This is a genomic window from Trujillonella humicola, from assembly GCF_046233715.1.
Lineage (GTDB): Bacteria > Actinomycetota > Actinomycetes > Mycobacteriales > Geodermatophilaceae > Trujillonella > Trujillonella humicola.
Window position 1 is genome coordinate 1 of the sequence record NZ_JBJNRJ010000047.1, and the last position, 23474, is coordinate 23474.

The following is a 23474-nucleotide window of genomic DNA, read 5'->3' on the forward strand; positions in this document are numbered from 1 at the left end:
CCCCCCCCCCCCCCCCCCCCCCCCCCCCCCCCCCCCCCCCCCCCCCCCCCCCCCCCCCCCCCCCCCCCCCCCCCCCCCCCCCCCCCCCCCCCCCCGGCCCCGCCCCCCCCCCCCCCCCCCCCCCCCCCCCCCCCCCCCACTCCGCACACCTGGTCGACGGCGGCCGGGCGCGGGATGCTCGGTGCCCCCGCACGGCCGCCGAGACGAGGAGCAGCCATGGCCCGGACCCCGCAGGAGATCTTCCAGCACCACGCGAGCGCCCTGATGGCGGGCGACATCGACGAGATCGTCGCCGACTACGCCGACGACGCGCTGTTCATCACCCCCGCCGGGGTGCTGCGCGGCAAGGACGGCGTGCGGGAGGGCTTCACCAGGCTGCTGGGCGACCTGCCCGACGCGGCGTGGGACGTGCCCACCCAGGTGTACGAGGACGACGTGCTGTTCATCGAGTGGTCCGCGGCGTCGGAGAAGGCCCGCGGCCATGGACGGCATCGACACGTTCGTGTTCCGCGGCGACTCCATCCGGGTGCAGACGGTGCGCTACACCCTGGAGCCCACCGCCTGAGGTGGAGCGCGGGAGCGCAGGTTCTCTGCGCTCCCGCACTCCACCTCAGCCGTGGACGGCGGGCGACGGGGTGCGGCGGGTGATCGAGACCGACATCAGCGCCGCGGCCAGGCAGGCCGCGCCGGCCAGGACCCACGCCAGGTCGTAGGAGCCGGTGACGTCGCGGATGACGCCGCCGCCGAAGGCCGCGAACGCCGAGCCGACCTGGTGGGAGGCGAACACCCAGCCGAAGACGACCGGCGCCCGGGCACCGAAGTGCTCCCGGCACAGCGCCAGCGTCGGCGGCACGGTCGCCACCCAGTCCAGCCCGTAGAAGACGATGAACACGATCATGCTGGCGTGCAGGTCGGGCCCGAACAGCGCCGGCAGCAGGAACAGCGAGGCGCCGCGCAGCCCGTAGTAGGCCAGCAGCAGCAGCCGCGGGTCGACCCTGTCGGTGAGCCAGCCGGACAGGACCGTCCCGGCGATGTCGAAGACCCCGACCAGCGCCAGCAGGCCCGCCGCCGTGGTGACCGGCATGCCGTGGTCGTGCGCGGCGGGGATGAAGTGCGGCTGGACCAGCCCGTTGGTCGACAGCCCGCAGATGAAGAAGCCACCGGCCAGCAGCCAGAAGACCCGCGTCCGGGAGGCGGCCAGCAGCCCCTGCACGGCGGTGCGCGCCGCGCCGCTGCGGATCGGGTCGACGTCGTCGGCCGCGGTACCGCCGTAGGGGACGGCACCGACGTCGCGCGGCCGGTCCCGCAGCAGCCAGGCCACCAGCGGGACGACGGCGAGGGCGGCGGCGGTCGTGCCCAGCGACGCCGCCCGCCAGCCCCAGGTCCCGTCGATCCAGGCCACCAGCGGCAGGAACACGAGCTGACCGGCCGCGCCGCCGGCCGTGAGGATCCCCGACACCAGCCCGCGCCGGGCCACGAACCAGCGCCCGGTCACCGTCGCCACCAGCGACAGCGCCATCGACCCGGCGCCCAGGCCCACCAGCACACCCCACAGCAGGACCAGCTGCCAGCTCGCGGTCATGAACACGGTGAGCCCGCTGCCGAGGGCGACGAGCAGCAGCGCGCAGACGACGACCCGGCGGATGCCGAACCGCTCCATCAGCGCGGCGGCGAACGGCGCGGTCAGCCCGTACAGCGCCATGTTGACGGCGACGGCGGCGGAGATGGTCGACACCGACCAGCCGAACTCCTCGCGGAGCGGGTCGATGAGGACGCCGGGCACCGCGCGGAACGCCGCCGCCCCCACGAGCGCCAGGAACGTCACCGCGGCCACCCACCAGGCGGGGTGGACGCGCCGCCGGGGTGGGGCCGGCGCGGCGGTCGGGGCGGAGGTCAGCACGGCGGGCAGCATGACCGACCGCTCCCGCTCCCCACGAGTGGCCGGACGGCCAACATGTGCCAGGATCCGGCCATGTCTGGTGCGCGGCCCCCCGCCGGGCCGGAGCGACACGAGGTCGTCGTCCTCGCCCTGCCCGACTGCATCGCGTTCGAGCTGGGCCTCCCCCACCGGCTGCTCGGCTCGGCCGTCGACGCCGCGGAGCGCCCGCTGTACCGGGTGCGGGTCGCGACGCTGGACGGCGGGCCGGTCCGCACCTCGGCCGGCTACCGTGTGCTGCCCGAGCACGACGCCTCGATCCTGGCCGGCGCGGCGACCGTCGTCCTCCCCGGCGTCCACGGCGGGCCGGCCATGACCGACGGCCGGCTGCCCGGCGGGCTGGCCGCGGCCCTGCGCGGCGCCGCCGCGGGCGGCGCGCGGATGGTGTCCATCTGCACCGGGGCGTTCGTGCTCGCCGCGGCCGGGCTGCTCGACGGCCGTCCGGCCACCACGCACTGGATGCACGCGGAGGCCTTCGGCCGGCTGTACCCGTCGGTGCGGCTGGACCCGGGCGTGCTCTTCGTCGACGACGGCGACGTGCTCACCTCCGCCGGCAACGCCGCGGGCATCGACCTGCTGCTGCACCTCGTCCGCCGCGACCACGGCAGCGAGGTGGCCAACCGCGCCGCGCGCCGCAACGTCGTCGCGCCCTGGCGGGACGGCGGCCAGGCGCAGTTCGTCGAGCGGCCGCTGCCCGAGCCCGGCGGAGCGGGCACCGCCGCCACCCGCGCGTGGGCGGCGGAGCGGCTGGGCGACCCGCTCACCCTCGCCGACCTGGCCGCGCACGCCCGGATGAGCGTGCGCACGTTCACCCGGCGCTTCCGCGAGGAGACCGGCGTCTCCCCGCTGCGCTGGCTCGCCGCCCAGCGGCTGGCCCTGGCCCGGCAGCTGCTGGAGTCCACCGACTCCTCGGTCGACCGGGTCGCCGCCGACGCCGGGTTCGGCACCCCGGCCTCGCTGCGCCAGCACCTGCGGGCGGCGATCGGGGTCGCCCCGGGCGCCTACCGGCGCAGCTACCGGGGTGGTTCCTCCCTCGATGTGACCGGACACTCCCCCGCCTGAGGGCAGGTCCGCGGCCCGCGTCTGGTTGAGTGGGGAGTGCCGGCGCCGGTCCGCCGCCCATCCGGGGCAGCTGGACGCGACGTCGGGCCGAGGCCGCGCCACCGAGGCGCGCCCGGTCGTCCGACGTCCCGCCGACGACGTGCGCGCCGCCCTGCCCGCAAGGCAGGAGCGCCGGCGCGCGCCCTCCGCCGGGCCGCCGGTCGGCCACTCGATCGTCGAGGAAGTCGTTGATGAGCACCGCCCAGAACACCCCCGCCCCCGGCCCCGCCACCGGGACCGCCACCGGGACCGGCCGCCCGCGCCGCCGCCGCGGCGGCCGGGGTGGCGCCGCCCGCCCCACGGGCGAGCAGGTCCGCCCGTCCGCCCCCGCCGGCGTCAGCGCCGCCGTCCCCGCCCCGGCCGTCGTCCCCGCCGGGGACGCCCCCACCGTGCTGCCGGCCGACACCACCTTCGAGGCGCTCGGCGTCCCGGCGCCGCTGGTCGAGGTGCTGACCGCCAGCGGCATCACCGCACCGTTCCCGATCCAGGTCGCCACGCTGCCCGACACCCTCGCCGGGCGCGACGTGCTCGGCCGCGGGCGCACCGGCTCGGGCAAGACGCTGGCGTTCAGCCTGCCGCTGGTCGCCCGCCTCGCCGCCTCCGACAGCCGGCGGACGCCGAAGCGGCCGCGCGCGCTCGTGCTCGTGCCGACCCGCGAGCTGGCCAACCAGGTGCTCGCCGTCGTGGACCCGCTGGCCCGGGCGCTCGGCATGCGGGCGACCGTCGTCTTCGGCGGCGTCGGGCAGAACCCGCAGGTGCAGGCGCTGGCCGCCGGCGTCGACGTGCTCATCGCCTGCCCCGGCCGGCTCGAGGACCTCATCGGGCAGGGCCACGCCGACCTCTCCGCCGTCGAGGTCACGATCCTCGACGAGGCCGACCACATGGCCGACCTGGGCTTCCTGCCCGGCGTGAAGCGGCTGCTGGACCGGACGCCGAAGGTGGGCCAGCGCCTGCTCTTCAGCGCCACGCTGGACAACGGCGTCGACGTCCTGGTCAAGCGCTACCTGAGCAACCCGACCACGCACTCGGTCGACCCCGCCGTGGCACCGGTGTCGACGATGACCCACCACGTCCTCCAGGTGCAGGCCGCGGACAAGGCCGAGGTCGTGCGGGAGCTGGCCTCCGGGCTGGGCCGCAGCGTGCTGTTCACCCGCACCAAGCACCAGGCGAAGAAGCTGGCCAAGCACCTCACCGCCGCCGGCGTGCCGGCCGTGGACCTGCACGGGAACCTGAGCCAGAACGCCCGCGAGCGCAACCTCGAGGCGTTCAGCTCCGGCGCCACCCGGGTGCTCGTCGCCACCGACATCGCCGCCCGCGGCATCCACGTGGACGACGTCGCGCTCGTGGTGCACGTCGACCCGCCGGCCGAGCACAAGGCCTACCTGCACCGCTCCGGGCGCACCGCCCGCGCGGGCGCCGGCGGCACCGTGGTCACCGTGAGCACGCCCGACCAGGCCGGCGAGGTGCGCACGCTGGCCCGCCAGGCGGGGATCACCCCGACCGTCAGCGCCGTCCGGCCGGGTGCCGAGGCGATCACCACCCTCACCGGTCCCGCCGCCCCCTACGTCGAGCCCGCCCCGGCGCCGGCCCCCCAGCCGCAGGGCACCGGGGGCGGCCGCCGCCGATCGCGCGGGAACGGCGGCGCGAGCGGTGCCGGCGCCGCGGCGGGCGGTCGCAGCGGCTCGGCGACCGGCTCCTCCTCCGGCAGCGGCCGCGGCGGCGCCACCCGCAACCCGGGTCCGGCGCGCACGCGCGCCGAGCTCGCCGCCCGCGCCGGCACCCACTCGGCGGCCACCTTCAGCGGTCGCTCACGCCGCGGCGGTCGCTGACCACCCTCCCTCGACCCGCCGACCGTCCTGCCTCCGGGCGGTTGGCGGGCGGTGGCCTGGGCACCCACAGGCACGTCAGAGGGCTCGCGCCCTGACCGACGTCCGAGCGAGGTGCCCCATGGGCCTGCCCATCACCCTGTCCGAGATCGCGCCACGGATCTCGGCCGGCGCGTTCATCCTCAACAGCGGCCTGGGCAAGCGCGAGGTCGACGCGGAGACCGCGGCGGGCATGCACGGCTGGGCCGCCGGCACGTACCCGTTCCTGAAGTCCGTGGACCCGCAGCAGTTCGTCAAGGGGCTGTCCACCGCGGAGATCGCCCTCGGCGCCGCCCTGCTCACCCCCTTCGTGCCCACCACGGTGGCCGGGGTGGCCCTGACCGCCTTCTCCGGCGGGCTGCTCGGGCTGTACCTGAAGACGCCGGGCATGCGCAAGGAGGGCAGCCTGGCGCCCACCCAGGAGGGCCTGAGCCTGGCCAAGGACAGCTGGCTGGTCGGGATCGGCATCGGCCTGGTCACCCGCGGGCTGATCGAGCGCCGGCCGCGGGTGACCGTCAAGCAGGCCGACCGGCAGGCGAAGCGGGCCGTCCGGGAGGCCCGGCGCGCTGCGCGCGCGGCCTGAGCTCCCGGCGGGTGGCGATCCGGCCCGGGGACGCCGAGGTGCTGGACACCGTGGTCGCGTGGTGCGCGGCCCGAGGTCCCGCGAGGGTCTCGACGGGGTAACGGCCACCTGGGAACATCCTGCACGGGGGTTCCCGGCCGGTCCTCAAAGGTTGGAGGATCCCGGCTCGAGGAGGTGCCACTCCGGGCGCCACCCGCGTTCCGAGGAGGACCCCGTGAGCAGTCCGACCGGATCCACCCGCACGGCCCGCCGGCTGGCCGCCGCCCTGGTCGCCGTCGCGCTCGGCCTGCTGTCGGCCTGCGGCGGGGACGACGACGGTGGCGACGACACCGCGGCTGCCACCACCGAGGCCACCACCGAGGCCACCCCCACCGCGAGCGAGACGACCGCCGGGGAGGGTGGCGCGACCGGCGGCAGCGAGCAGCAGGCCGGGGGCACGCTCGCGGTCACCTCGGTCGACTTCGACTACGAGCTGGACTCCGACCAGCTCGCCGCCGGGGACTACACGATCGAGCTGACCAACGGCGGCAGCGCGACCCACGACCTGGTGGTCGAGCAGGACGGCGCCGAGGTCGCCCGCACCGACACGATCGGCCCCGGCGAGACCGACTCGCTCGACGTCACGCTCGAGCCCGGTGAGTACGTCTTCTTCTGCTCCGTCGGCAACCACCGCTCGATGGGCATGGAGGTCACGGTGACGGTCACGTGACCGCCGCCGTGGCCCAGGGCCGGGGAACCGGCGCCGCCGTCGCCCTGCTGCGGCTGGCCGGCGCGGCGCTTCTCGCGGCGATCGCGGCCATCCACCTGTACCTGTGGCAGGACGGCTACGACTCGATCCCGACCATCGGGGACGCCTTCGTCGTGCAGGCCGTGCTCGGCTTCGGCGGCGCGGTGCTGCTGCTCGTCTCCCCCGCGCGGTACCTGGTGTGGGCGGCGCTGCTCGGGTTGCTGTTCGCCCTGGGCTCGCTGGGCGCGCTGCTGCAGTCCACGTACGGGCTGCTGTGGCTGGAGCCGGGGATGTTCGGCTTCGTGGAGTCCGACGCTGCGCCGTGGTGGCAGGAGACCTTCTGGGTGGAGGTCGCCGCGATCGCCGTCCTTCTGGTCCTCACGGTGCTGGCGGCCGCGCGGCGGCGTCGCTGAGAGGCAGCTTCCACCACGGCTCGGCCCAGGCCTGGCCGGCCACCGGCCGGCCAGTCCGCCCGCCGGGGCACCAGGACGACACGGGACGCGGGCATCCCCCCGGTCTACTCCCCCGGCCCCCGGCACCGCGGTCCGGCGGTCGCCCGGCCGGGGGCTGCGACGACCGATCCGGACCGGCCCGCGTGAGCGGCCGGCGGGCGGGTAGTGCACGGGACTGTGTCCCGAGTCGCCCCCTGCGGTGCCGGGCGACACCCGAGTCCTAGTGGGAGGATGGAGTCATCATGACGACATCACGAGCGGTCACCGAGACGTCCGACGGATCCGCCGCACCCCGCACGTCGGGGCGTCCGCGCGTCGTCATCATCGGGAGCGGCTTCGGCGGGCTGTTCGCGGCCAAGGCGCTGCGGCGCGCGGACGTCGACGTCACGGTCATCGGCAAGACCAGCCACCACCTGTTCCAGCCGCTGCTCTACCAGGTGGCCACGGGCATCCTCTCCGAGGGCGAGATCGCCCCCGCCACCCGCGAGATCCTGCGCGGGCAGCGCAACGCCCGGGTGGTGCTCGGCGAGGTCACCGACGTCGACCTCACCGCCCGCACGGTCACCTCGACCGTCCTCGGGCGGGTCACCGAGCACCCCTACGACGAGCTCGTCGTCGCCGCCGGCGCCGGTCAGTCCTACTTCGGCAACGACCACTTCGCCGAGTTCGCCCCCGGCATGAAGAGCATCGACGACGCCCTCGAGCTGCGCGGCCGGATCTTCGGCGCGTTCGAGCTGGCCGAGCTGGCCACCTCCCAGGAGGAGATCGACCGGCTGATGACCTTCGTGGTGGTCGGCGCCGGTCCCACCGGGGTCGAGATGGCCGGCCAGATCGCCGAGCTGGCCCGCCGCACCCTGAAGCGCGACTTCCGGAACATCGACCCGACCCAGTCGCGGGTCATCCTGCTCGACGCCGCGCCGATGGTGCTGCCCAGCTTCGGCGAGAAGCTCGGCGACCGCGCCCGCCGGCACCTCAACCGCATCGGTGTCGAGGTGCAGCTGGGCGCGATGGTGACCGATCTGGACGCCGACGGCCTGACGGTCAAGGACGGCGACGGGCAGCAGCGCCGCATCGCCGCCGCCACCAAGATCTGGGCCGCGGGAGTGCAGGCCTCCGAGCTCGGCCGCAGGCTCGGCGAGCAGACCGGGGCCGACGTCGACCGGGCCGGGCGCATCTCCGTGCTGCCCGACCTCACCCTGCCCGGGCACCCCGAGGTGCACGTGGTCGGCGACATGATGAGCCTGGACAAGCTGCCCGGCGTCGCCCAGGTCGCGATCCAGGGCGGCCGGTACGCGGCGAAGGCGATCACCCTGCGGATGGAGGGCAAGACCCCGCAGAAGCCCTTCCGCTACAAGGACAAGGGCTCGATGGCGACGATCTCGCGGTTCTCCGCCGTCGCCGACATCGGGAAGTTCAAGTTCGAGGGCTTCATCGCCTGGGTGCTGTGGCTGGTCGTCCACCTGATGTACATCGTCGGGTTCAAGAGCCGCGTCACCACGGTCTTCCACTGGCTGATCAGCTTCCTGGGCCGCGGCCGCTCCCAGCGGGTGGCCACCCAGCAGCAGGTCTACGGCCGGCTCGCCCTCGAGCAGCTCGGCCCGGAGTTCTCCGTCTCCAAGACCGGCGGCCCCAAGGACCGCGAGGCCGCGCAGGACGAGGACGTCACCGAGCGCCGCTCCGCCTGAGGAGGGGCCCCGCTGCCCCTCCCCCAGGGCAGAAGTGCACTTCTGCCCGATGGGGGGTCAGGCGGAGCCGGGCTCGGCCATCTTCGAGTGCGCCGCGGACTTCAGCCTGTCGGGCAGCACGCTGGTCGCCGCGGCCTGCGCCTTGGTCAGCAGCGAGCCGGCCACGACCTTGTCCCTGCCGGCCATCAGCGCCTCGAACCCTGCTCGGCGACCTGCGCCGGGTCGTCCTTGGGGCCCTGGCCGAGTTTGGTGTCGGTGAGGTCGCCGCGCTCGAAGAACTCCGTGTCGGTGGGGCCGGGCATGAGCGAGGTGACCGTGACCCCGGTGTCGCGCAGCTCGGTGGCCAGCGCCTCGGCCAGCGACTGCACGAACGACTTCGAGGCGTTGTAGACCGCCTGGTACGGCCCGGGCATGGTCGAGGCGATCGACGAGGTGAACAGCACCTTCCCCTCCCCGCGGGCGGCCATGTCGCGGAGGAAGAGCTTGGCCAGCCGGAACGACGCGGTGACGTTGAGGTCGATGATCGCCTGCTCGTCCTCGATCGGGTTGTCGACGAACGGCCCGCCCTTGCCCACACCGGCGTTGAGGGCGAGCGCGGCGACGGGGCGACCGGTCGCCACGACCGCGGCGTAGAGCCCCTCGATGCCCTCCCGCTCGCGCAGGTCGGTGCGGACGGCGGCGACGTCGACGCCCTCGGCGCGCAACGAGGCGGCGGCGTCGTCGAGCTCGGCGTCCTCGGCGTTCACGACGAGGTCGAAGCCATGGGTGGCGAACTGGCGGGCGAGCTCGAGTCCGATGCCGCTGGAGGCTCCGGTCACGACGGCGAGGGGGCGTGAGGTCATGACCGTTCCGGTACCCCGGCCGGCCGGCCGGACACCCCGCCGGCTCAGCCCGTCGCGCCCTCCCGCACGACGGACGCGGCGACCGCGCGCAGGTCGCCGCCCTCGGCGAGGACCGCCTGCTGCCGCGCCGCGGACGTGCCGCGCACGAGCAGCTGCTGCACCAGCCCGGTCACCTGCGACCACTCGTCGCGGGCGCGCAGGTCGTCCTCGAGCCGGCCCAGCAGCTCGTCCACCAGCTCCCGCGCCGGCCGCAGCTCGGCCCGCACCGGGTCGAACAGCTCGCCGCCGAGGCCGTCGCGGGCCGCGCGCCAGCGGGCGGCCCGCAGCAGCTCCGGGCGGGGGTCCGGCGCCGGCTCGCCGTCCGCCGCCTCGGCCGCGAGCACCGTCACCAGGGACCGCACCAGCCCGGCGTGCAGCACCGCGTCGTCGACGGAGGTGCAGACGTCGGCGACCCGGAACTCGACGGTCGGCAGGTGCGCCGAGGGCCGGACGTCCCAGTACACCTGCGAGGCGTCGGCGACGACGCCCGAGGCCACCAGCCCGGCGACCACCTCGCGGTAGCGCGCGGCCGAGCCCAGCCGCTCCGGCGCCCCGGAGTGCGGGAACCGCCCCCACCAGACGGTCCGGAAGCTCTCGTAGCCGGTGGCCACCCCGTCGTGGAACGGCGAGCTGCCGGTCAGCGCCAGCAGCAGCGGCAGGAAGGGCCGCGCCCGGTCCACTACGGCGACGGCGGTCCCGAGGTCGGGGACGCCGACGTGCACGTGGCACCCGCAGATGTCCTGCTGGCGGGCCAGCACGCCCCACCGCTCGCCCATCGCCCGGTAGCGGTCGGCGCCGGTGAGCGGCTGCTGCTGCCAGGTGCCGAACGGGTGGGTGGAGGCCGCCAGGAGCACCAGGCCGTCCCGGGCGGCCGCCGCGGCCGCGTCCCGCCGGGCCGCCACGAGCTCGGCGCGCACCTCGGCGAGCGTGGTGCAGACCGCGGTCGCCGTCTCCAGCTGGGTGGCGACGATCTCCGGGTGCACCCGCGGGCCGGCGTCCCCGCGGAGCGCGGCCTCGACCGCGCGGGGCGCCGGGGTCAGCGCCAGGGTGGCGGGGTCGACGCAGTGGAACTCCTCCTCCACGCCGAGCGTGGCCCCCACCGGTCCGGTCACGGCTCGGCGTACCAGGCGAAGCCGAGGCCGGGGACGACGACGCGACCCGCCGAGACGCCCAGCGGCCCGTCGCTGCCGTGCACCCAGGCGAGGCTGCCGAAGCCGGTGACGGTGTCGGCGTCGACCGCGCGCGGGCCCGCCGCCACGTTGGCCAGGCCGACGAACGCCCCGCCGCGCGGGTGCCGGCGGCGCCAGGCGAGGACGGCGTCGTCCCCGGCGTCGAGCAGCTCGGGCTCCACCCCGCCGCGCAGGGAGACCAGCGACCGCCGCACCTCCCCCAGCCGGCGCAGCGCGGCGAGCACCCGGCCCTCGAGCGTGGCGGGGTCCGCGGCCCGCGCGGCCGCGGCCCAGTCCATCGGCGGGCGGTGCATCCACCGGTTGTCCGGGGCCCGGGCGGGGTCGTCGAGGTAGCTGCGGTCGTTGCGCAGCGCCAGCTCGTCACCCATGTAGAGCAGCGGGATGCCGCCCCAGGCGTGGACGACGGAGTGGAGCAGGACCAGCCGGCGGAACCCGGCCTCCAGGGCGGCGGCGTCGCCGCTGTCCAGCGCCGCCTCGATGCCGCACAGCGACGCCGTCGAGCCGGAGATGCGGGCGTCGCCGGTGACCTCGTTCTCCTGGAAGAGCGCGCCGCGGGCGAACGACCCGGGGAAGCGGCCGGCGTAGAAGTCGTTGAGGAAGCGCCGGTGCGCCGGCCCGTCGTAGCCGGCCGCGGCGGCGTCCTCGTCGGTCACCGCCCAGCCGATGTCGTCGTGCCCGCGCACGTAGGTGCACCAGGTGGTGCTGGGCGGGACCGGCCGCATCCGGCCCAGGGCGTGCCGGGCCAGCCGCACCTCCTGCGTGGCCAGGCTGCTCCACAGCTGGACCATGAGCGTGTTGTGGTAGGCCAGCTCGCACTCGGGGCGGTACCGCTCGTGGGCGCCGAGGTAGGGCACCAGATCGTCGGGGGCCACGATCGCCTCGGCCTTGAACACCACGCCCGGCGCGGCCAGCCGGGTCAGCGCGTGCAGCAGCTGCAGGAGCGTGTGCGCCTCGGGCTGGTTCTGGCACGTGGTGCCCAGCCGCTTCCACAGGAACGGGACGGCGTCCATCCGGAAGACGTCGACACCGCGGTTGGCCAGCCAGGTGATCTCGCCCAGCATGGCGAGGGTGACCTCGGGGTTGGTGTAGTCGAGGTCCCACTGGTAGGGCCAGAACGTCGTCCACACCCAGCCGCCGGCGCCGCCGCAGGCCTCCGGCACCCAGCTGAACGAGCCCGGCGCCCGGTCGGGGAACACCTCGGGGATCGTCGCGTCGTAGGCGTCGGGCATCGTCCGGTCGGGGAAGGCGGTGTAGAAGCCGGCGAACGCCGGATCACCGGCCAGCCATCCCTGGGCCCACCGGTGCTCGCGCGCCGTGTGGTTGACGACGAGGTCGATGCACAGGGCCATGTCCCGCTCGTGCAGCGCGGCGGCGACCGCCTCGAGATCGGCCATCGTGCCCAGCCGGGGGTCGACCGAGCGGTGGTCGGCGACCGCGTAGCCGCCGTCGTTCTCCCCCTCGCGCGGGCGCAGCAGCGGCATGAGGTGCAGGTAGGTGGTGCCGAGGTCGGCCAGGTGGTCCAGGTGCCCGGGAAGCCGGTCCAGCGTCCCGCAGAACCGGTCGACGTAGCAGACGTAGCCCTGCACCCGCGCCCGCTGGAACCAGCCCGGGTCGAGCTCCCGGCGGCGGTCCAGCCGCCGCAGCGTGGCCGGCCGGTCCCCCGCCGCGGCCAGCACGACGCGCAGCGCGCGCTCCAGCAGCGCGTCGGCACGGTCGCCGTAGAGGGCGGACAGCGGCTCGTGGACGTCGAGCAGCGCGAGGTCCGCGCGGGTCAGGAAGGCGTCGGCCTCCTCGCCGAGCAGCGTCCCGGCGTCGGCCGCGAGCCGCGGGCGCAGCGCCGCCCAGGCCCGCGCGGCGGCCGCCCGCCCGGCGGCGGTGGAGCTCGTCACCGGGCCAGTATCGCGACGCTGTTCGCCCACGGCATGACCAGCGGCGGACCCCGGGCGGGCGGCGTTCACTGGTGTCCGTAAGCCTGTAATCAGGAGGGGCCATGAGCCACCACACCAGGGACCGGGACACCGGGGGCCGGGACACCCCCGCCCTCGACGCCTACTCCGCCACGGTCACCGCCGTCGCCGCGGAGCTGGCACCGCACGTCGCCGCCCTGCAGGTCGCCGGGCCCGATGGCCGCGGCGGCGCCGGCTCGGCGGTCGTCGTGCCCGGCGAGGGGCTGCTCGTCACGAACGCCCACGTGGTCGGCCGGGCCCGCACCGGCCGCGCCGTCTTCTCCGACGGGTCCGAGAGCGCGGTCGACGTCGTCGGCGCCGACCCGCTGTCGGATCTGGCCGTCGTCCGCGCCCGGGGCGCGGTGCCCGACGCGGCGGTGCTCGGCGACGCGGCCGCGCTGCGGGTCGGCCAGCTCGTCGTCGCCGTCGGCAACCCGCTGGGGCTGGCCGGCTCGGTGACCGCGGGGGTGGTCAGCGGCCTGGGCCGCTCGCTGCCCACCCGGGACGGGCGGACGGCGCGGGTGGTGGAGGACGTCATCCAGACCGACGCCGCGCTCAACCCCGGCAACTCCGGCGGGGCGCTGGCCGACTCCGCCGGCCGGGTGGTCGGGATCAACACCGCCGTCGCGGGCTGGGGGCTCGGGCTCGCCGTGCCGGTCAACGCCACGACCCGGCGCATCCTCGCCGCGCTGACCGCCGACGGGCGGGTCCGCCGCGCCTACCTCGGCCTGGTCAGCACGCCGGCGCCCCTGCCCGCGGAGCTCGCCGCCCGCACCGGCCGCCGCCGCGGGCTGCGGGTGCTCGACGTCGTCCCCGGGTCACCGGCCGCGCGGGCCGGCCTGCACGCCGGCGACCTCGTGCTCGAGGCGGGCCGCTCGCCGGTCGCCGAGGCGCAGAGCCTGCAGCGGCTGCTGTTCGCCGAGGCGATCGGCGTGCCGCTCCCGGTGACCGTGCACCGCAACGGCGCGATGGTCGACGTGGTCGCCGTCCCCACGGAGCTCACCGGCTGAGCGCGGAGGAGATCCGTGGGCGTGACGCCCACGGATCTCCTCCGCTCCCCCGTTCGGGTCGCCCGTCCTGCAGCACTCCCCCGCTCCGGTCGATGCTGTCGGTGGACGAGAGGAGGGGGACGTGCACGGAGACCGGGCCACCGGCGTGGGGCTGCTCGCGGTGCTCTACGGAGTCAGCGGGCTGCTGTGCGCCGTCGGCGCGCTGTGGCCGATGTCCGAGCGCTCCCCCGTGGCGCTGCTCGGCGTCCTCGCCCTCGTCGGCCTCGGCACCGCGGCGTTCCTGTGGCTGCGCCGGGCGGAGCTCCCCGACGGCGCCGTCCACCTGGCGCTGGCGGTGGTGAGCCTGCTCGTGGGCGCGCTGGCCTGGCAGTCGGTCACGACCGCCGGCATCGTGGGCCTGGGTCCGGCGATGGTCGCCGTCGGGGTGTTCACCGGCCACTTCCTGCCGCCGCGCACGGCCCGTGCGCACGTGTTCCTGCTGCTGGCCGCCGCCACCGCCGGCGCCGTCGCCGCCGCCCCCGGCGGCTTCACGTCGCCGTGGGTCACGACGGTGACCACGGTCGTCGTCCTCAGCGAGGCCCAGCTGCGCATCTCGGCCCAGCTCCGGCACGCCGCCGGCACCGACCCGCTCACCGGGCTCGCCAACCGCCGCAGCTGGGAGACCGAGGCGGCCCGCGACGTCGCGCACGCGCTGCGCAGCCAGGAGCCGCTCACCGTCGCCGTGCTCGACCTGGACCACTTCAAGGCCGTGAACGACGAGGAGGGGCACTCCGCGGGCGACGAGCTGCTGCGCTCCCTCGCCCGGGCCTGGAGCCGCGAGCTGCGCGGCGCCGACCTGCTGGGGCGCCACGGCGGCGACGAGTTCGTCCTCTGCCTGCCCGCCACCGACGCCGACGCCGCCCACGACCTGCTCGCCCGGCTGCGGTCCCGCCACCCCGCGCCCTGGTCGGCCGGGACGGCGACGAGCCGACCCGGCGACACCCTCGAGGACCTGCTCCGCCGCGCCGACGAGCAGCTCTACCGGGTCAAGCGCGCCCGCACGAGCTGACTAGGGCCGGCGCCAGTCGTCCTGCCCCAGGTGCGAGCCGGCCATCGGCCCCATCTGCAGCATGCCGCCGTCGACCGCCCAGGACGCCCCGGTGACGTAGCCGGCCCCCGGCGAGGCGAGGAACGTCACCACCGCCGCGACCTCCCGGGCGTCGCCGGGACGGCGCAGCGGCACGCCCGGCCGCTCGTGCCCGCGCGCGGTGGGGTCCTCGTCCTCCTGCCCGGTCATCGCCGTGGCGATCTCCCCGGGCGCCACCGCGTTGACGGTGATGCCGTGCTCGGCGAGCTCCAGCGCCGCGACCTTGGTGAGCAGCCCGAGCCCGCCCTTTGCCGCGCAGTACGCCGCCGCACCGACGCGCGGGGCGACCTCGTGCACGCTGGTGATGTTCACGATGCGCCCGCCCCGGCCCGCGGCCACCATCCGCCGGGCCGCCCGCTGCAGGCAGCAGAACGCCCCGTCCAGGTCGGTCGCCAGCACCTCGCGCCAGGTGGCCAGGTCGAGGTCGAGCAGCGGCGTCGAGTGGCCGGTGCCCGCGTCGTTGACCAGGACGTCGAGCCCGCCGAGCGCCTCGGCGAGGTCGTCGACGACGTCGGCGGCCCCGGGCAGCCGGGTCAGGTCCAGCGGGCGCAGCTCGGCCCGCCGGCCGCGTGAGCGGACCTCCTCGACCGTCGCCCGCCCGGCCGCCTCGTCGCGGTACCAGGTCACCCCGACGTCGTGGCCCTGCTCGGCGAGCGCCACGGCCACGGCCCGCCCGATGCCCGACTCCGACCCCGTCACCACCGCGACCCGGTGGGTGTGCTCCGTCATGCACCCATGGTGGGGACGTCCCGGCCCGGCCGCCGCGCGAGACGGGCACGGACACGGCAGGCAGGCCGACCGACATCCGACGGCAATGCGGCCGCGCGGCTGCCGGGCGGGCTGCGGGGTACCGGTGGCCCGTGACCACTTCCCCCCGCAGGCGCAGCCCCGCCGCCCTGCTGGCGCTCGTGCTCGCCGCGCTCCTGCTCGCGACCGGCTGCGTGGTCGGCACCGACGTCCCGCGGTCCGGCGCGGGCGACGCCCCGGCTCCGCAGTCCCCGCCCGACGGGTCCACCGGAGCGGCCGAGGAGCAGATGGCCCGCGCCGTCTTCGACCGGGTCAACGCCGAGCGGGCCGAACGCGACCTCGGCGAGCTGGCCTGGAACGACGACCTCGCCGCGGTGGCGCGCGACTGGAACCTCCAGATGGCCGAGGACGGGCGGCTGTACCACCAGGACCTGGGACCGCTGCTGGGTGGCGACCGGCTCGCCGGGTTCCAGGCCCTCGGGGAGAACATCTTCCGGGCCACCGGGCCGGTGCCGGCCGGGACGATCCACGCCGGCTGGATGCGCTCGGACGACCACCGGGTCAACGTGCTCAACCCCGGCTTCGACCGGCTCGGGGTGGCCGTCCACTGCGCACCGGACGGATCCGTCTGGGCCACCCAGGAGTTCGGGCGCACCGCGGGCTCGGACCTGCCGACCCCGGCGCGCACCACCCCACCGCCGGAGCCGCTCGTCCACCCGGAGGACGACGGCCCGACCTGCGGCTGACCGGGTTCAGCCGCCCGCCGCGCGCAGGAAGCGGCTCCCCCAGGCCCGCGCCCGCTCGGCGAGTTCCGGGGGCTCGAGGACGGTGAACTCGGCCTCCGCCGTCCCCAGGGCGAACAGCGCCCACTCCAGGGCGTCGGGCTCCATGGCGACCCGGCAGCTCGCTGCCCCGTCGGCCGTGACCACCGCCCACCGGCCGATCCGCCGGCGGACCTCCTCGGCCGGCGCGTGCACCACCGCGACCACCGGGGTCCCGGGCCGCAACCCGAGCCCGGCCTGCACGAAGGCCGCGGCGTCCCGGGCGGGCAGCGAGCGGGGCGCGAACCGGGCACCGGTGGCGCGCGGGGAGGCGAGCCGGTCGAGGCGGAAGGTCCGCCAGCCGCCGCGGCCGGTGTCGTACGCGACGAGGTACCAGCGGCGGCGCAGCGGCACCAGCCGGAACGGCTCGACCAGCCGGTCGCTGTGCTCGCCGCTCGCGGCCAGGTAGTCGAACGACAGCCGGACGGCGTCCCGGCAGGCCTGCGCGACGGTCGTCAGGACGGCGGGGTCGACCGCGGCGTCGTCCCCCGCCCACGGCACCGCGACCGTGGCGGCGGCGAGGGCGTCGACGCGCCGGCGCAGCCGCGGGGGCAGGACGGGGACCACCTTCGCCAGCGCCCGCACCGACGACTCGGCCATGCCGGCGACCGCCGCCTGCGCCGCGGCCTGCAGCCCCACGGTGAGGGCGACCGCCTCCTCGTCGTCGAGGACCAGCGGCGGCAGCGACGCACCCGGCGCCAGGCGGTAGCCGCCCGAGACGCCCGGCGTCGCCTCCACCGGATAGCCGAGGTCGCGCAGCCGCTCCACGTCCCGGCGCACCGTGCGCAGCGAGACGCCCAGCCGGTCGGCGAGGTCCGAGCCGGCCCAGTGCCGGCGGTCCTGCATCAGCGAGAGCAGGCGCAGGGTGCGGTTCCCGGTGTCGGCCACACCGGGAGATTCTCCGGCAATGCGGTCAGGATCTGGCACCGATGGCCGGGAGGCTCGTCCCACCGGAACCCCGACGGCGAGAGGCGAGAGCCATGACCGGCACCACGACCACCCTGACCCGCGAGCGCGCCGACCTGCTCGAGACGCTGCGGGCGCACCGGTGGTTCCTGCGCTACACGGTGCAGGGGCTGACCGAGGAGCAGGCGCGGCAGCGCACCACCGCCAGCGAGCTGACCCTCGGCGGGCTCGTGAAGCACGTCGCGCACACCGAGTCGAGCTGGGCGGACTTCGTCGAGCAGGGCACCTCGGCCATGGCCGGGCCGGACGACGCCGAGCAGATGGCCCGCTGGCAGGCCGAGTGGCACCTGGCCGACGGCGAGACGCTGGCCGACGTGCTCGCCCACTACGACGCGGTGGCCGCCCGCACCGACGCGCTGGTCGCCACGCTGCCCGACCTCGACGCCGACCACGCGCTGCCGCCGGCGCCGTGGTTCGAGCCCGGTGCCCGCCGCTCGGCCCGCCGGGTGTTCCTGCACATCGTGGCCGAGACCGCGCAGCACGCCGGCCACGCCGACATCCTGCGGGAGTCCCTGGACGGCCAGAAGACGATGGGCTGAGCCCCGCCCGGCCGCCTCGCCGTCGTTCGCGCAGGACGTCCCTGCGCCCGGACGCACCGGCTCCGGTCAACCCCCAAGCCGGGGGTTGAGCCGGCTCTCCGGGCGGAGCAGGGTCCGGCGCGTTCCGAGCACAGCTCGTTCATGCGCGGGGGACGATCCGAGGGAGAGACGCATGAGGCGATGGAGGAGCGCCGTCGTCGCCGTGGCGGCCGCGGCACTGGTGGTCCCGGCGACCGCCGCCCAGGCCGACGGCGGCGGGCACGGCGGACACGGCGGGCGCGGGGGCCAGGACACCCGGATCACCGAGGTCGCGTCCGGACTCGAGGGGCCCCGGCAGCTCGACGGGTTCCGCGGCAACAAGGTGGTCGTCGCGGAGTCCGACTCCGCGGAGATCTCCACGGTGAACCTGCGCAACGGGCGCGTCGAGCCGCTGTTCTCGCTCAGCGCGCCGGGATCGGTGAACCCGCAGGGCGTGGCGTCGGCCGACGGCCAGCTCTTCATCGCCCTGGGTGAGCTGGGCGAGGACGCGCCGCCACCCTTCACCGACCGGCCGGATCAGGAACCTCGGTGCGAGTTCGCCGCCGAGTTGCCACCGGGCCCCGGTCTGGTCGTGACCGAGGTGGACGGGGACGTGCTCGCGCGCTGCGACCTGCTCGCCTACGAGTTGTTCGCCAATCCGGACGGGCAGAGCCAGTTCGTGGACGACGACCCGGCACTCGGGCCCGTCGACTCGCTGTCCAACCCCTTCGCCGTCCTCGTGCAGCACCGGCGCATCCTGGTGGCCGACGCAGGCGCCAACACCGTCCTGTCGATCGACCGCCGCACCGGCAGGATCCAGCCCTTCTTCGAGCCGCCGGTCATCACCACGGGCCTGTGCCAGGGCGCGGAGAACAACCCGGAGACCCCGTCCTACCCGGCCACGGTGGGGTGTGATCCCGTGCCGACCGGGGTCGTCGAGGGACCCGACGGCAAGATCTACGTCAGCACCCTCGGCGCGGTGACTCCGGGCGCCGGTGTGGTCTACGTCCTGGACCAGCACGGCCGGGTCGTCCGGACCATCGAGGGCCTGAACCCGATGACCGGCATAGCGGTGGACCGGCGCGGGACGGTCTACGCGTCCGAGCTGCTCCCGGGCCAGGTCGTGCGGATCGACCGCCACGGCAACCGCTCCTACGTCGCGGTGCCCACGCCGCAGGGGCTCGAGTTCCGGGACGGCTCGCTGTACGTCGCGGCGGACAGCGTCCAGCTGGGACCCGACCCGGTCGTGGGCCGTGTCCTCCGCGTCGGTCTCGGCGCGTTCGGTCCCGACCAGGCGCCGTTCCAGCCGCCGGGACCCCCGGCGGCGCCCTGACCGGTAGGACCCGAGTGCCCGGCGGAGCGCCCGCTCCGCCGGGCGCTCACGCGTCGTCCTCCAGCTCGCGGAGGTGGTCCTGCGCACGGTCGCGGGCGGCGGCCGCGTCACGGGCCTGGCGCTCGGCGGTGGTGCGGTGCCGCTCGGCGCGGCGCAGCTCGGCGCCCACCTCGGCCGCCTCCTCCTCGGCCCGGGCCAGCTCCGCGGTCAGCTCCTCGACCCGCGCCCGGAGCCGCTCGTGCCGCTCGTCGAGCTCACCGGCGCGGTCACGCTCCTCCGCGGCGCGGGCGGCGGTCTCCTCCGCCAGGGCCGCGGCGGCCGCCGCGGCCTCGCGGGCCTCGGCGAGCTCCCGCCGGCGCTTCTCCTCCGCGGCGCGGCGGGCCTCCTCCTCCCGCTCGCGGCGGCGCTGCTCCTCGCGGGCACGGCGGTCGGCGGCGTCCCCCGCGGCCCGCTCCCGCGGGCGGCGGGCGGGGGACGGCGCCGGCTCGGGCACCACCCGCAGCTGCGGCCGCATGCCGGTGACCCCGCCCATGCCGCTGTAGGACAGCGGCGAGGTCAGCCGGCCGCCGAGCACCGCCTCGCCGGCCTCGGGGTCGGCCATCGCCGCCCGCAGGGTGTCCTCCACCTGACCGGAGACGGTGGTGCTGACGGCATGCCCGCGCTCCCGGGCCCGGGCGGCGGCCTGGCGGGTGAGGGCCGAGAGCAGCTGCCCCCGCTGGGAGTTCAGCGCCCGGAGCTGGTCGCCGGCCAGGGAGTCCTGTGCCTCCCGCAGCAGCCCGCCGAGCTCGACCAGCGCCTCGATCTCGTCCCGGTGCTCCCGCACCAGCACGTTGACCACCCACGCCGCGGTGGAGGGCTTGGGCAGCGCGCCGATCTGCTTGGCGAGCGCCCGATCGCCCTCGGCCCGCACCTCGGCGGCCCGGGCGGTGCGGGCCGCGACGAACTCCTCGGGCGGCACCGCGTAGAGCTCGTCGGCGACCTCGTCCAGTTCCACCTGCCGTCGTCCTCTCGACCGGCCCGCTCGACCGGGCCCGGCTCAGGCGCCGCCGCCGGCGGTGCGCGCGCCGGCCCACAGGTCGATGCCGGCGTCGACGGCGTGCTGGTCGATGCGCGCCAGCTCCTCGTCGGAGAAGTCCAGCCGCTGCAGGGCGGCCACGTTCTGCTCCAGCTGCCCGACGCTGCTGGCGCCGATCAGCACGCTGGTGACCCGCGGGTCCCGCAGCGCCCACGCCAGCGCCATCTGCGCCAGCGACTGGCCGCGCCCGGCCGCCAGCTCGTGCAGCGCGCGCACGTGCGCGAGCGCCTCGTCGGTGAGCAGGTCCGGCGACAGCGACTTGCCCTGGCTGGCCCGCGACCCGGCCGGGATGCCGTCCAGGTACCGGTCGGTGAGCATGCCCTGGGCCAGCGGGGAGAACGCGATGCAGCCGGCGCCGGCGTCGGCGAGCGTGTCCAGCAGCCCCTCGGTCTCGATCCAGCGGTTGAGCATGGAGTACGAGGGCTGGTGGATCAGCAGCGGCGTCCCCAGGTCGGCCAGGATCGCCGCGGCGCGGGCCGTGTCGGCCGGCGAGTACGACGAGATGCCGGCGTAGAGCGCCCGTCCCGACTGCACCGCGGTGTGCAGCGCGCCCATCGTCTCCTCCAGCGGCGTCGTCGGGTCGGGCCGGTGGGAGTAGAAGACGTCGACGTACTCCAGCCCCATCCGGCGCAGCGACTGGTCGAGGCTGGCCAGCACGTACTTGCGCGAGCCGCCGCCCTGGCCGTACGGGCCGGGCCACATGTCCCAGCCCGCCTTGGTGGAGATCACCAGCTCGTCGCGGTAGGGACGGAAGTCCTCGCGCAGGTGGCGGCCGACGTTGGTCTCGGCCGACCCGTACGGCGGGCCGTAGTTGTTGGCCAGGTCGAAGTGGGTGATGCCGAGGTCGAACGCCCGGCGCAGGACCTCGCGCTGGCGCTCCAGCGGGACGTCGTCGCCGAAGTTGTGCCACAGGCCGAGGCTGATGGCCGGGAGGTCCAGCCCGCTGCGGCCGGTGCGGCGGTAGGTCATGGTGGAGTAGCGCTCCGCGGCGGCCGTGTAGGTCATGGCCGCATCCTCGCCGGTCGTCCGGCGCTACCGGCAGCCGCCCTCGTCCCCGCCGAGGACGGTGGTCAGCGAGAAGTGGCCGGCCAGCGCGTAGGTCCCCGGCTCGGGCGCGCTGAGGGTGACCCAGCCGTCGGCGGTCGGCGTCAGGCAGGCCGTCGTCCCCGGGTCGGCGGTGCTGCGCGCGACCAGGTACCGGTTGGGCCGCACCTGCAGCCGGTGCGTGGCGGTGTCGGGAACCGCCACGACCAGCTCGGCCGGCGAGGCCGAGACCAGCGTGAGCGGCTCGGGCACGATCGGCGCGGGGTCGGCGACCCGGTAGAGGGTCCAGTGCTCGTCGGCCCACACCCGGGTCAGGTAGGGCAACCCGGAGCGGACCAGGTCCTCCTCGGCCCGGTCGCGCGTCACCGGGTCCGCCGCGACCGCGACGTAGGCGACCGCGTTGGCGGCCAGCCACCGGCGGTACCCGGTCGCGTCCGCCCCGCCCGGCCCGAGCAGCGCGGCGTTGCGGTGGTTGTCGGTCTGGTCCTCCCAGCCCCGGGCCAGGGGGACCGCCGGCCCGAGGACGTGCGACCCGGCGCGCGACCAGTTGTCCACGAGCTCGACCCGGTGCCCCTCGAGGTCCGGCCGCGTCGCCAGCTGCGCCCGCAGCCCGGCGTAGTCCTCCGCGCGGTAGCCGTTCCCGAGCGCGGCCACCTGGTCGTTGGCCCCGGCGTACACCGCCCAGGCGAGGGCGGGCAGGAGGACCAGCAGCAGGGGCCGGCGGTCCCAGCGCGACCAGGCCAGCACCACGCAGGGCAGGACGAGGTAGCCGAAGCGGCCCATGTTCGCGCCGACCCCGGTGGGCACCACGAAGAGCACGACCGCGGCCGCGACCACCAGCGGCGGCAGCCAGCGCTGCGGCGTCGGCCAGAGCGCCGGCCACACCACCGCCGCCGCGGCCACGGTCAGCGCGAGCGTCGTCCAGGGGAACTGGTAGGACCCGGGCGCGCCGAACAGGGCGAAGGGCACGACCACGCCGCCGGCCGCGCCGGCCAGCGCCGCCCGGACCGCGGGGGAACGGGCGCCGCCGGCCAGCAGCGGGACGGCGACCAGCCCCGCGAAGGCCGGGACCAGCGGGCTGGCCAGGCCGGAGACGGCGAGGACGAGCGCGCCGGCGACCGGCCGCCGGCCGCGCAGGGCCAGCACCCCGGCGAGCGCGATCGCCGCGCCGACGGCGAAGGCGACCCGGCCGGCCAGCAGGTTGCTGACGGCGGCGGCCGCGACGGCCCAGCGGAACAGGACCGGGTGCGCCGTCCCGCGCGAGAGCGGGAAGGCCAGGGCGACCACCGCCAGCGGCGCGAGCAGCACCAGGGCCCGGGCCCCCACGGCCGCGGAGAGGTGGGGCACCAGGGACGAGTAGGCCCCCGGCGAGATCCCGCCGAACCAGCCGAACCAGTAGGTGAGCCCCACCCCGGCCGAGGCCGCCTGCTCGCGCGCGAGCGCGGCCTGCACGTCAGCCAGCGGCGGGTCGACCAGCCACATCGCGGCCGCCGCCGCGACGGCGGCGAGCAGCGGGCCGGTCCGCACCAGGGCGGCCCCGAGGCCGCCGCGCGCGGACGCATCCGCGACGGCGCTCACCCGGCGGCCGCCGGCGCCGGCCGGTTCCTGATCTGCCGGGACAACAGCAGGACGGCGCCGCCGACCAGCCCCAGGAGCACGACACCCGCGACGACGTCGAGCAGGTAGTGGTTGCCGGTGGCCATGGTGGACACGAACGTGACCAGCGGGTAGAGCACCGCCAGCACGCGGACCCAGGTCCGGCGCACCAGGACGAGGACGACGACCCCGCACCACGCGGCCCACGCGCAGTGCAGCGAGGGCATGGCGGCGAACTGGTTGCTGATCATGTCGGGGCCCGGCGAGCCGGAGCTGGACCACCAGCCCCACGCCGAGGTCTCGCGCATGACGTCGACGAACCCCTCCGAGGCGGGCATCAGCCGCGGCGGCGCGGTCGGGAAGAGGTAGAAGCCGACGAGCGCCAGGAAGGTGGTGCCCACCCACACGCTGCTGGCCACCCGGTAGCAGGCCCGGCGCCGCCGGTACAGCCAGACGAGCACGACCGGCGTCAGGTAGAGGTGGAACGAGGCGTAGTGCAGGGCCATCACGGCGGAGAGGACGTCGGAGCCCGCCGTCCACTCGTTGAGCGGGCGCTCGACCGCGAGGTGCAGGGCGTCCTCCACGGCGAGGATGTCCGCCGCGGTGTCGTAGGCGGTGCTCCGGGCCTCCCAGGAGACGCCGTTGCGCACGTGCGAGTACGCCTTGTAGAGGCCGTAGAGCAGCACGAACTCGAACCACCACGGCAGTCCGGCCGGCCCGCGCAGGACCCGGTGGCGGAGGACCGTGGCCCGGCCCGCGGGAGCGGCGTCCACGGGGGCGGGCGCGTCCCCGGACACCCGCGTACCAGCGACGGCGACGGTGTCGGTCACGCC

Annotated in this window: 23 protein-coding genes; 12 read left to right on the forward strand and 11 right to left on the reverse strand. The window is 76.3% G+C overall.

What is annotated here, in order from left to right:
* Nucleotides 1–216: 216 nt before the first annotated feature.
* Entirely contained in the window at nucleotides 217–648 is a 432-nt protein-coding gene (locus tag ACK586_RS19230) for a nuclear transport factor 2 family protein (RefSeq protein WP_409332110.1), read from the forward strand.
* Here ACK586_RS19230 and ACK586_RS19235 read toward each other — a convergent pair.
* Nucleotides 611–1900: an MFS transporter gene (locus ACK586_RS19235; protein WP_409332111.1), complete on the reverse strand. Its 1290-nt coding sequence runs from the start codon at nucleotides 1898–1900 to the stop codon at nucleotides 611–613. The genes ACK586_RS19230 and ACK586_RS19235 overlap by 38 nt on opposite strands.
* Nucleotides 1901–1972: 72 nt before the next feature.
* Between ACK586_RS19235 and ACK586_RS19240 the strand changes: the two genes are divergently transcribed.
* From ACK586_RS19240 to ACK586_RS19265, 6 genes are all read left to right on the forward strand, one after another.
* Nucleotides 1973–2998 (forward strand): GlxA family transcriptional regulator, encoded by a 1026-nt coding sequence (locus ACK586_RS19240; protein ID WP_409332112.1) that lies wholly within the window; start codon nucleotides 1973–1975, stop codon nucleotides 2996–2998.
* Nucleotides 2999–3228: 230 nt separating this feature from the next.
* Nucleotides 3229–4866, forward strand: coding sequence for a DEAD/DEAH box helicase (locus ACK586_RS19245; protein WP_409332113.1), 1638 nt, complete (start codon nucleotides 3229–3231; stop codon nucleotides 4864–4866).
* Between the two features lie 118 nt (nucleotides 4867–4984).
* The gene (locus ACK586_RS19250) at nucleotides 4985–5485 is read left to right on the forward strand and encodes a hypothetical protein (protein ID WP_409332114.1); all 501 of its coding nucleotides are present in this window, start codon (nucleotides 4985–4987) and stop codon (nucleotides 5483–5485) included.
* A 214-nt stretch (nucleotides 5486–5699) separates the two neighbouring features.
* The gene (locus ACK586_RS19255; RefSeq protein ID WP_409332115.1) at nucleotides 5700–6194 is read left to right on the forward strand and encodes a cupredoxin domain-containing protein; all 495 of its coding nucleotides are present in this window, start codon (nucleotides 5700–5702) and stop codon (nucleotides 6192–6194) included.
* The gene (locus tag ACK586_RS19260; RefSeq protein ID WP_409332116.1) at nucleotides 6191–6625 is read left to right on the forward strand and encodes a hypothetical protein; all 435 of its coding nucleotides are present in this window, start codon (nucleotides 6191–6193) and stop codon (nucleotides 6623–6625) included. Before ACK586_RS19255 ends, ACK586_RS19260 begins: the two co-directional genes overlap by 4 nt.
* 281 nt (nucleotides 6626–6906) lie before the next feature.
* Nucleotides 6907–8349, forward strand: coding sequence for an NAD(P)/FAD-dependent oxidoreductase (locus ACK586_RS19265; protein ID WP_409332117.1), 1443 nt, complete (start codon nucleotides 6907–6909; stop codon nucleotides 8347–8349).
* Nucleotides 8350–8406: 57 nt separating this feature from the next.
* Here the strand turns inward: ACK586_RS19265 and ACK586_RS19270 are convergent, their stop codons facing one another.
* Genes ACK586_RS19270 through ACK586_RS19285 form a run of 4 tightly spaced genes read right to left on the reverse strand, consistent with a single transcriptional unit; the run spans nucleotide 8407 to nucleotide 12309 of the window.
* Nucleotides 8407–8535 (reverse strand): hypothetical protein, encoded by a 129-nt coding sequence (locus tag ACK586_RS19270; protein WP_409332118.1) that lies wholly within the window; start codon nucleotides 8533–8535, stop codon nucleotides 8407–8409.
* Nucleotides 8535–9191, reverse strand: a complete 657-nt coding sequence (locus ACK586_RS19275; protein ID WP_409332119.1) for an SDR family NAD(P)-dependent oxidoreductase — start codon at nucleotides 9189–9191, stop codon at nucleotides 8535–8537. The genes ACK586_RS19270 and ACK586_RS19275 overlap by 1 nt, the downstream gene beginning before the upstream one ends.
* A 44-nt stretch (nucleotides 9192–9235) precedes the next feature.
* Nucleotides 9236–10342 (reverse strand): carboxylate-amine ligase, encoded by a 1107-nt coding sequence (locus tag ACK586_RS19280; RefSeq protein ID WP_409332120.1) that lies wholly within the window; start codon nucleotides 10340–10342, stop codon nucleotides 9236–9238.
* Nucleotides 10339–12309, reverse strand: coding sequence for an alpha-amylase family protein (locus ACK586_RS19285; protein ID WP_409332121.1), 1971 nt, complete (start codon nucleotides 12307–12309; stop codon nucleotides 10339–10341). The genes ACK586_RS19280 and ACK586_RS19285 overlap by 4 nt, the downstream gene beginning before the upstream one ends.
* Before the next feature lie 101 nt (nucleotides 12310–12410).
* Between ACK586_RS19285 and ACK586_RS19290 the strand changes: the two genes are divergently transcribed.
* Both ACK586_RS19290 and ACK586_RS19295 read left to right on the forward strand, forming a co-directional pair.
* On the forward strand, nucleotides 12411–13376 hold the full coding sequence (locus tag ACK586_RS19290; RefSeq protein ID WP_409332122.1) for a S1C family serine protease: 966 nt from the start codon (nucleotides 12411–12413) through the stop codon (nucleotides 13374–13376).
* Nucleotides 13377–13497: 121 nt separating this feature from the next.
* Nucleotides 13498–14424, forward strand: coding sequence for a GGDEF domain-containing protein (locus ACK586_RS19295; protein ID WP_409332123.1), 927 nt, complete (start codon nucleotides 13498–13500; stop codon nucleotides 14422–14424).
* On the opposite strand, the gene ACK586_RS19300 is transcribed toward ACK586_RS19295, so the two are convergent.
* On the reverse strand, nucleotides 14425–15231 hold the full coding sequence (locus ACK586_RS19300) for an SDR family oxidoreductase (RefSeq protein ID WP_409332124.1): 807 nt from the start codon (nucleotides 15229–15231) through the stop codon (nucleotides 14425–14427). It lies immediately after the preceding gene.
* Between the two features lie 131 nt (nucleotides 15232–15362).
* Between ACK586_RS19300 and ACK586_RS19305 the strand changes: the two genes are divergently transcribed.
* A complete protein-coding gene (locus ACK586_RS19305; protein WP_409332125.1) occupies nucleotides 15363–15995 on the forward strand; it encodes a CAP domain-containing protein in 633 nt (210 codons plus the stop codon).
* A gap of 6 nt (nucleotides 15996–16001) precedes the next feature.
* On the opposite strand, the gene ACK586_RS19310 is transcribed toward ACK586_RS19305, so the two are convergent.
* Nucleotides 16002–16958 carry a helix-turn-helix transcriptional regulator gene (locus tag ACK586_RS19310; protein ID WP_409332126.1) on the reverse strand — a complete coding sequence of 319 codons (957 nt, stop codon included), beginning with the start codon at nucleotides 16956–16958 and terminating at the stop codon, nucleotides 16002–16004.
* Between the two features lie 92 nt (nucleotides 16959–17050).
* Between ACK586_RS19310 and ACK586_RS19315 the strand changes: the two genes are divergently transcribed.
* Together ACK586_RS19315 and ACK586_RS19320 are read left to right on the forward strand one after the other, a co-directional pair.
* A complete protein-coding gene (locus tag ACK586_RS19315; RefSeq protein WP_409332127.1) occupies nucleotides 17051–17575 on the forward strand; it encodes a DinB family protein in 525 nt (174 codons plus the stop codon).
* A 172-nt stretch (nucleotides 17576–17747) separates the two neighbouring features.
* Complete coding sequence (locus ACK586_RS19320) at nucleotides 17748–18926, forward strand: ScyD/ScyE family protein (RefSeq protein ID WP_409332128.1); 1179 nt, start codon at nucleotides 17748–17750, stop codon at nucleotides 18924–18926.
* Nucleotides 18927–18972: 46 nt separating this feature from the next.
* Here ACK586_RS19320 and ACK586_RS19325 read toward each other — a convergent pair whose 3' ends face one another.
* Genes ACK586_RS19325 through ACK586_RS19340 form a run of 4 tightly spaced genes read right to left on the reverse strand, consistent with a single transcriptional unit; the run spans nucleotide 18973 to nucleotide 23471 of the window.
* Entirely contained in the window at nucleotides 18973–19920 is a 948-nt protein-coding gene (locus tag ACK586_RS19325) for a hypothetical protein (RefSeq protein ID WP_409332129.1), read from the reverse strand.
* Between the two features lie 42 nt (nucleotides 19921–19962).
* Nucleotides 19963–21006, reverse strand: coding sequence for an L-glyceraldehyde 3-phosphate reductase (gene mgrA / locus ACK586_RS19330; protein WP_409332130.1), 1044 nt, complete (start codon nucleotides 21004–21006; stop codon nucleotides 19963–19965).
* Nucleotides 21007–21033: 27 nt separating this feature from the next.
* Nucleotides 21034–22623 (reverse strand): hypothetical protein, encoded by a 1590-nt coding sequence (locus ACK586_RS19335; protein WP_409332131.1) that lies wholly within the window; start codon nucleotides 22621–22623, stop codon nucleotides 21034–21036.
* Complete coding sequence (locus ACK586_RS19340) at nucleotides 22620–23471, reverse strand: phosphatase PAP2 family protein (protein WP_409332132.1); 852 nt, start codon at nucleotides 23469–23471, stop codon at nucleotides 22620–22622. The genes ACK586_RS19335 and ACK586_RS19340 overlap by 4 nt, the downstream gene beginning before the upstream one ends.
* Nucleotides 23472–23474: the final 3 nt, after the last annotated feature.

Bases quoted from the DNA above. Each gene is read 5' to 3' on its own strand.
- ACK586_RS19300 (WP_409332124.1), bottom strand. From the start codon at position 15,231: ATGACGGAGCACACCCACCGGGTCGCGGTGGTGACGGGGTCGGAGTCG.
- ACK586_RS19320 (WP_409332128.1), top strand. From the start codon at position 17,748: ATGAGGCGATGGAGGAGCGCCGTCGTCGCCGTGGCGGCCGCGGCACTG.
- ACK586_RS19270 (WP_409332118.1), bottom strand. From the start codon at position 8,535: ATGGCCGGCAGGGACAAGGTCGTGGCCGGCTCGCTGCTGACCAAGGCG.
- ACK586_RS19275 (WP_409332119.1), bottom strand. From the start codon at position 9,191: ATGACCTCACGCCCCCTCGCCGTCGTGACCGGAGCCTCCAGCGGCATC.
- ACK586_RS19265 (WP_409332117.1), top strand. From the start codon at position 6,907: ATGACGACATCACGAGCGGTCACCGAGACGTCCGACGGATCCGCCGCA.
- ACK586_RS19245 (WP_409332113.1), top strand. From the start codon at position 3,229: ATGAGCACCGCCCAGAACACCCCCGCCCCCGGCCCCGCCACCGGGACC.
- ACK586_RS19290 (WP_409332122.1), top strand. From the start codon at position 12,411: ATGAGCCACCACACCAGGGACCGGGACACCGGGGGCCGGGACACCCCC.
- ACK586_RS19230 (WP_409332110.1), top strand. From the start codon at position 217: ATGGCCCGGACCCCGCAGGAGATCTTCCAGCACCACGCGAGCGCCCTG.
- ACK586_RS19240 (WP_409332112.1), top strand. From the start codon at position 1,973: ATGTCTGGTGCGCGGCCCCCCGCCGGGCCGGAGCGACACGAGGTCGTC.
- mgrA (WP_409332130.1), bottom strand. From the start codon at position 21,006: ATGACCTACACGGCCGCCGCGGAGCGCTACTCCACCATGACCTACCGC.
- ACK586_RS19315 (WP_409332127.1), top strand. From the start codon at position 17,051: ATGACCGGCACCACGACCACCCTGACCCGCGAGCGCGCCGACCTGCTC.
- ACK586_RS19250 (WP_409332114.1), top strand. From the start codon at position 4,985: ATGGGCCTGCCCATCACCCTGTCCGAGATCGCGCCACGGATCTCGGCC.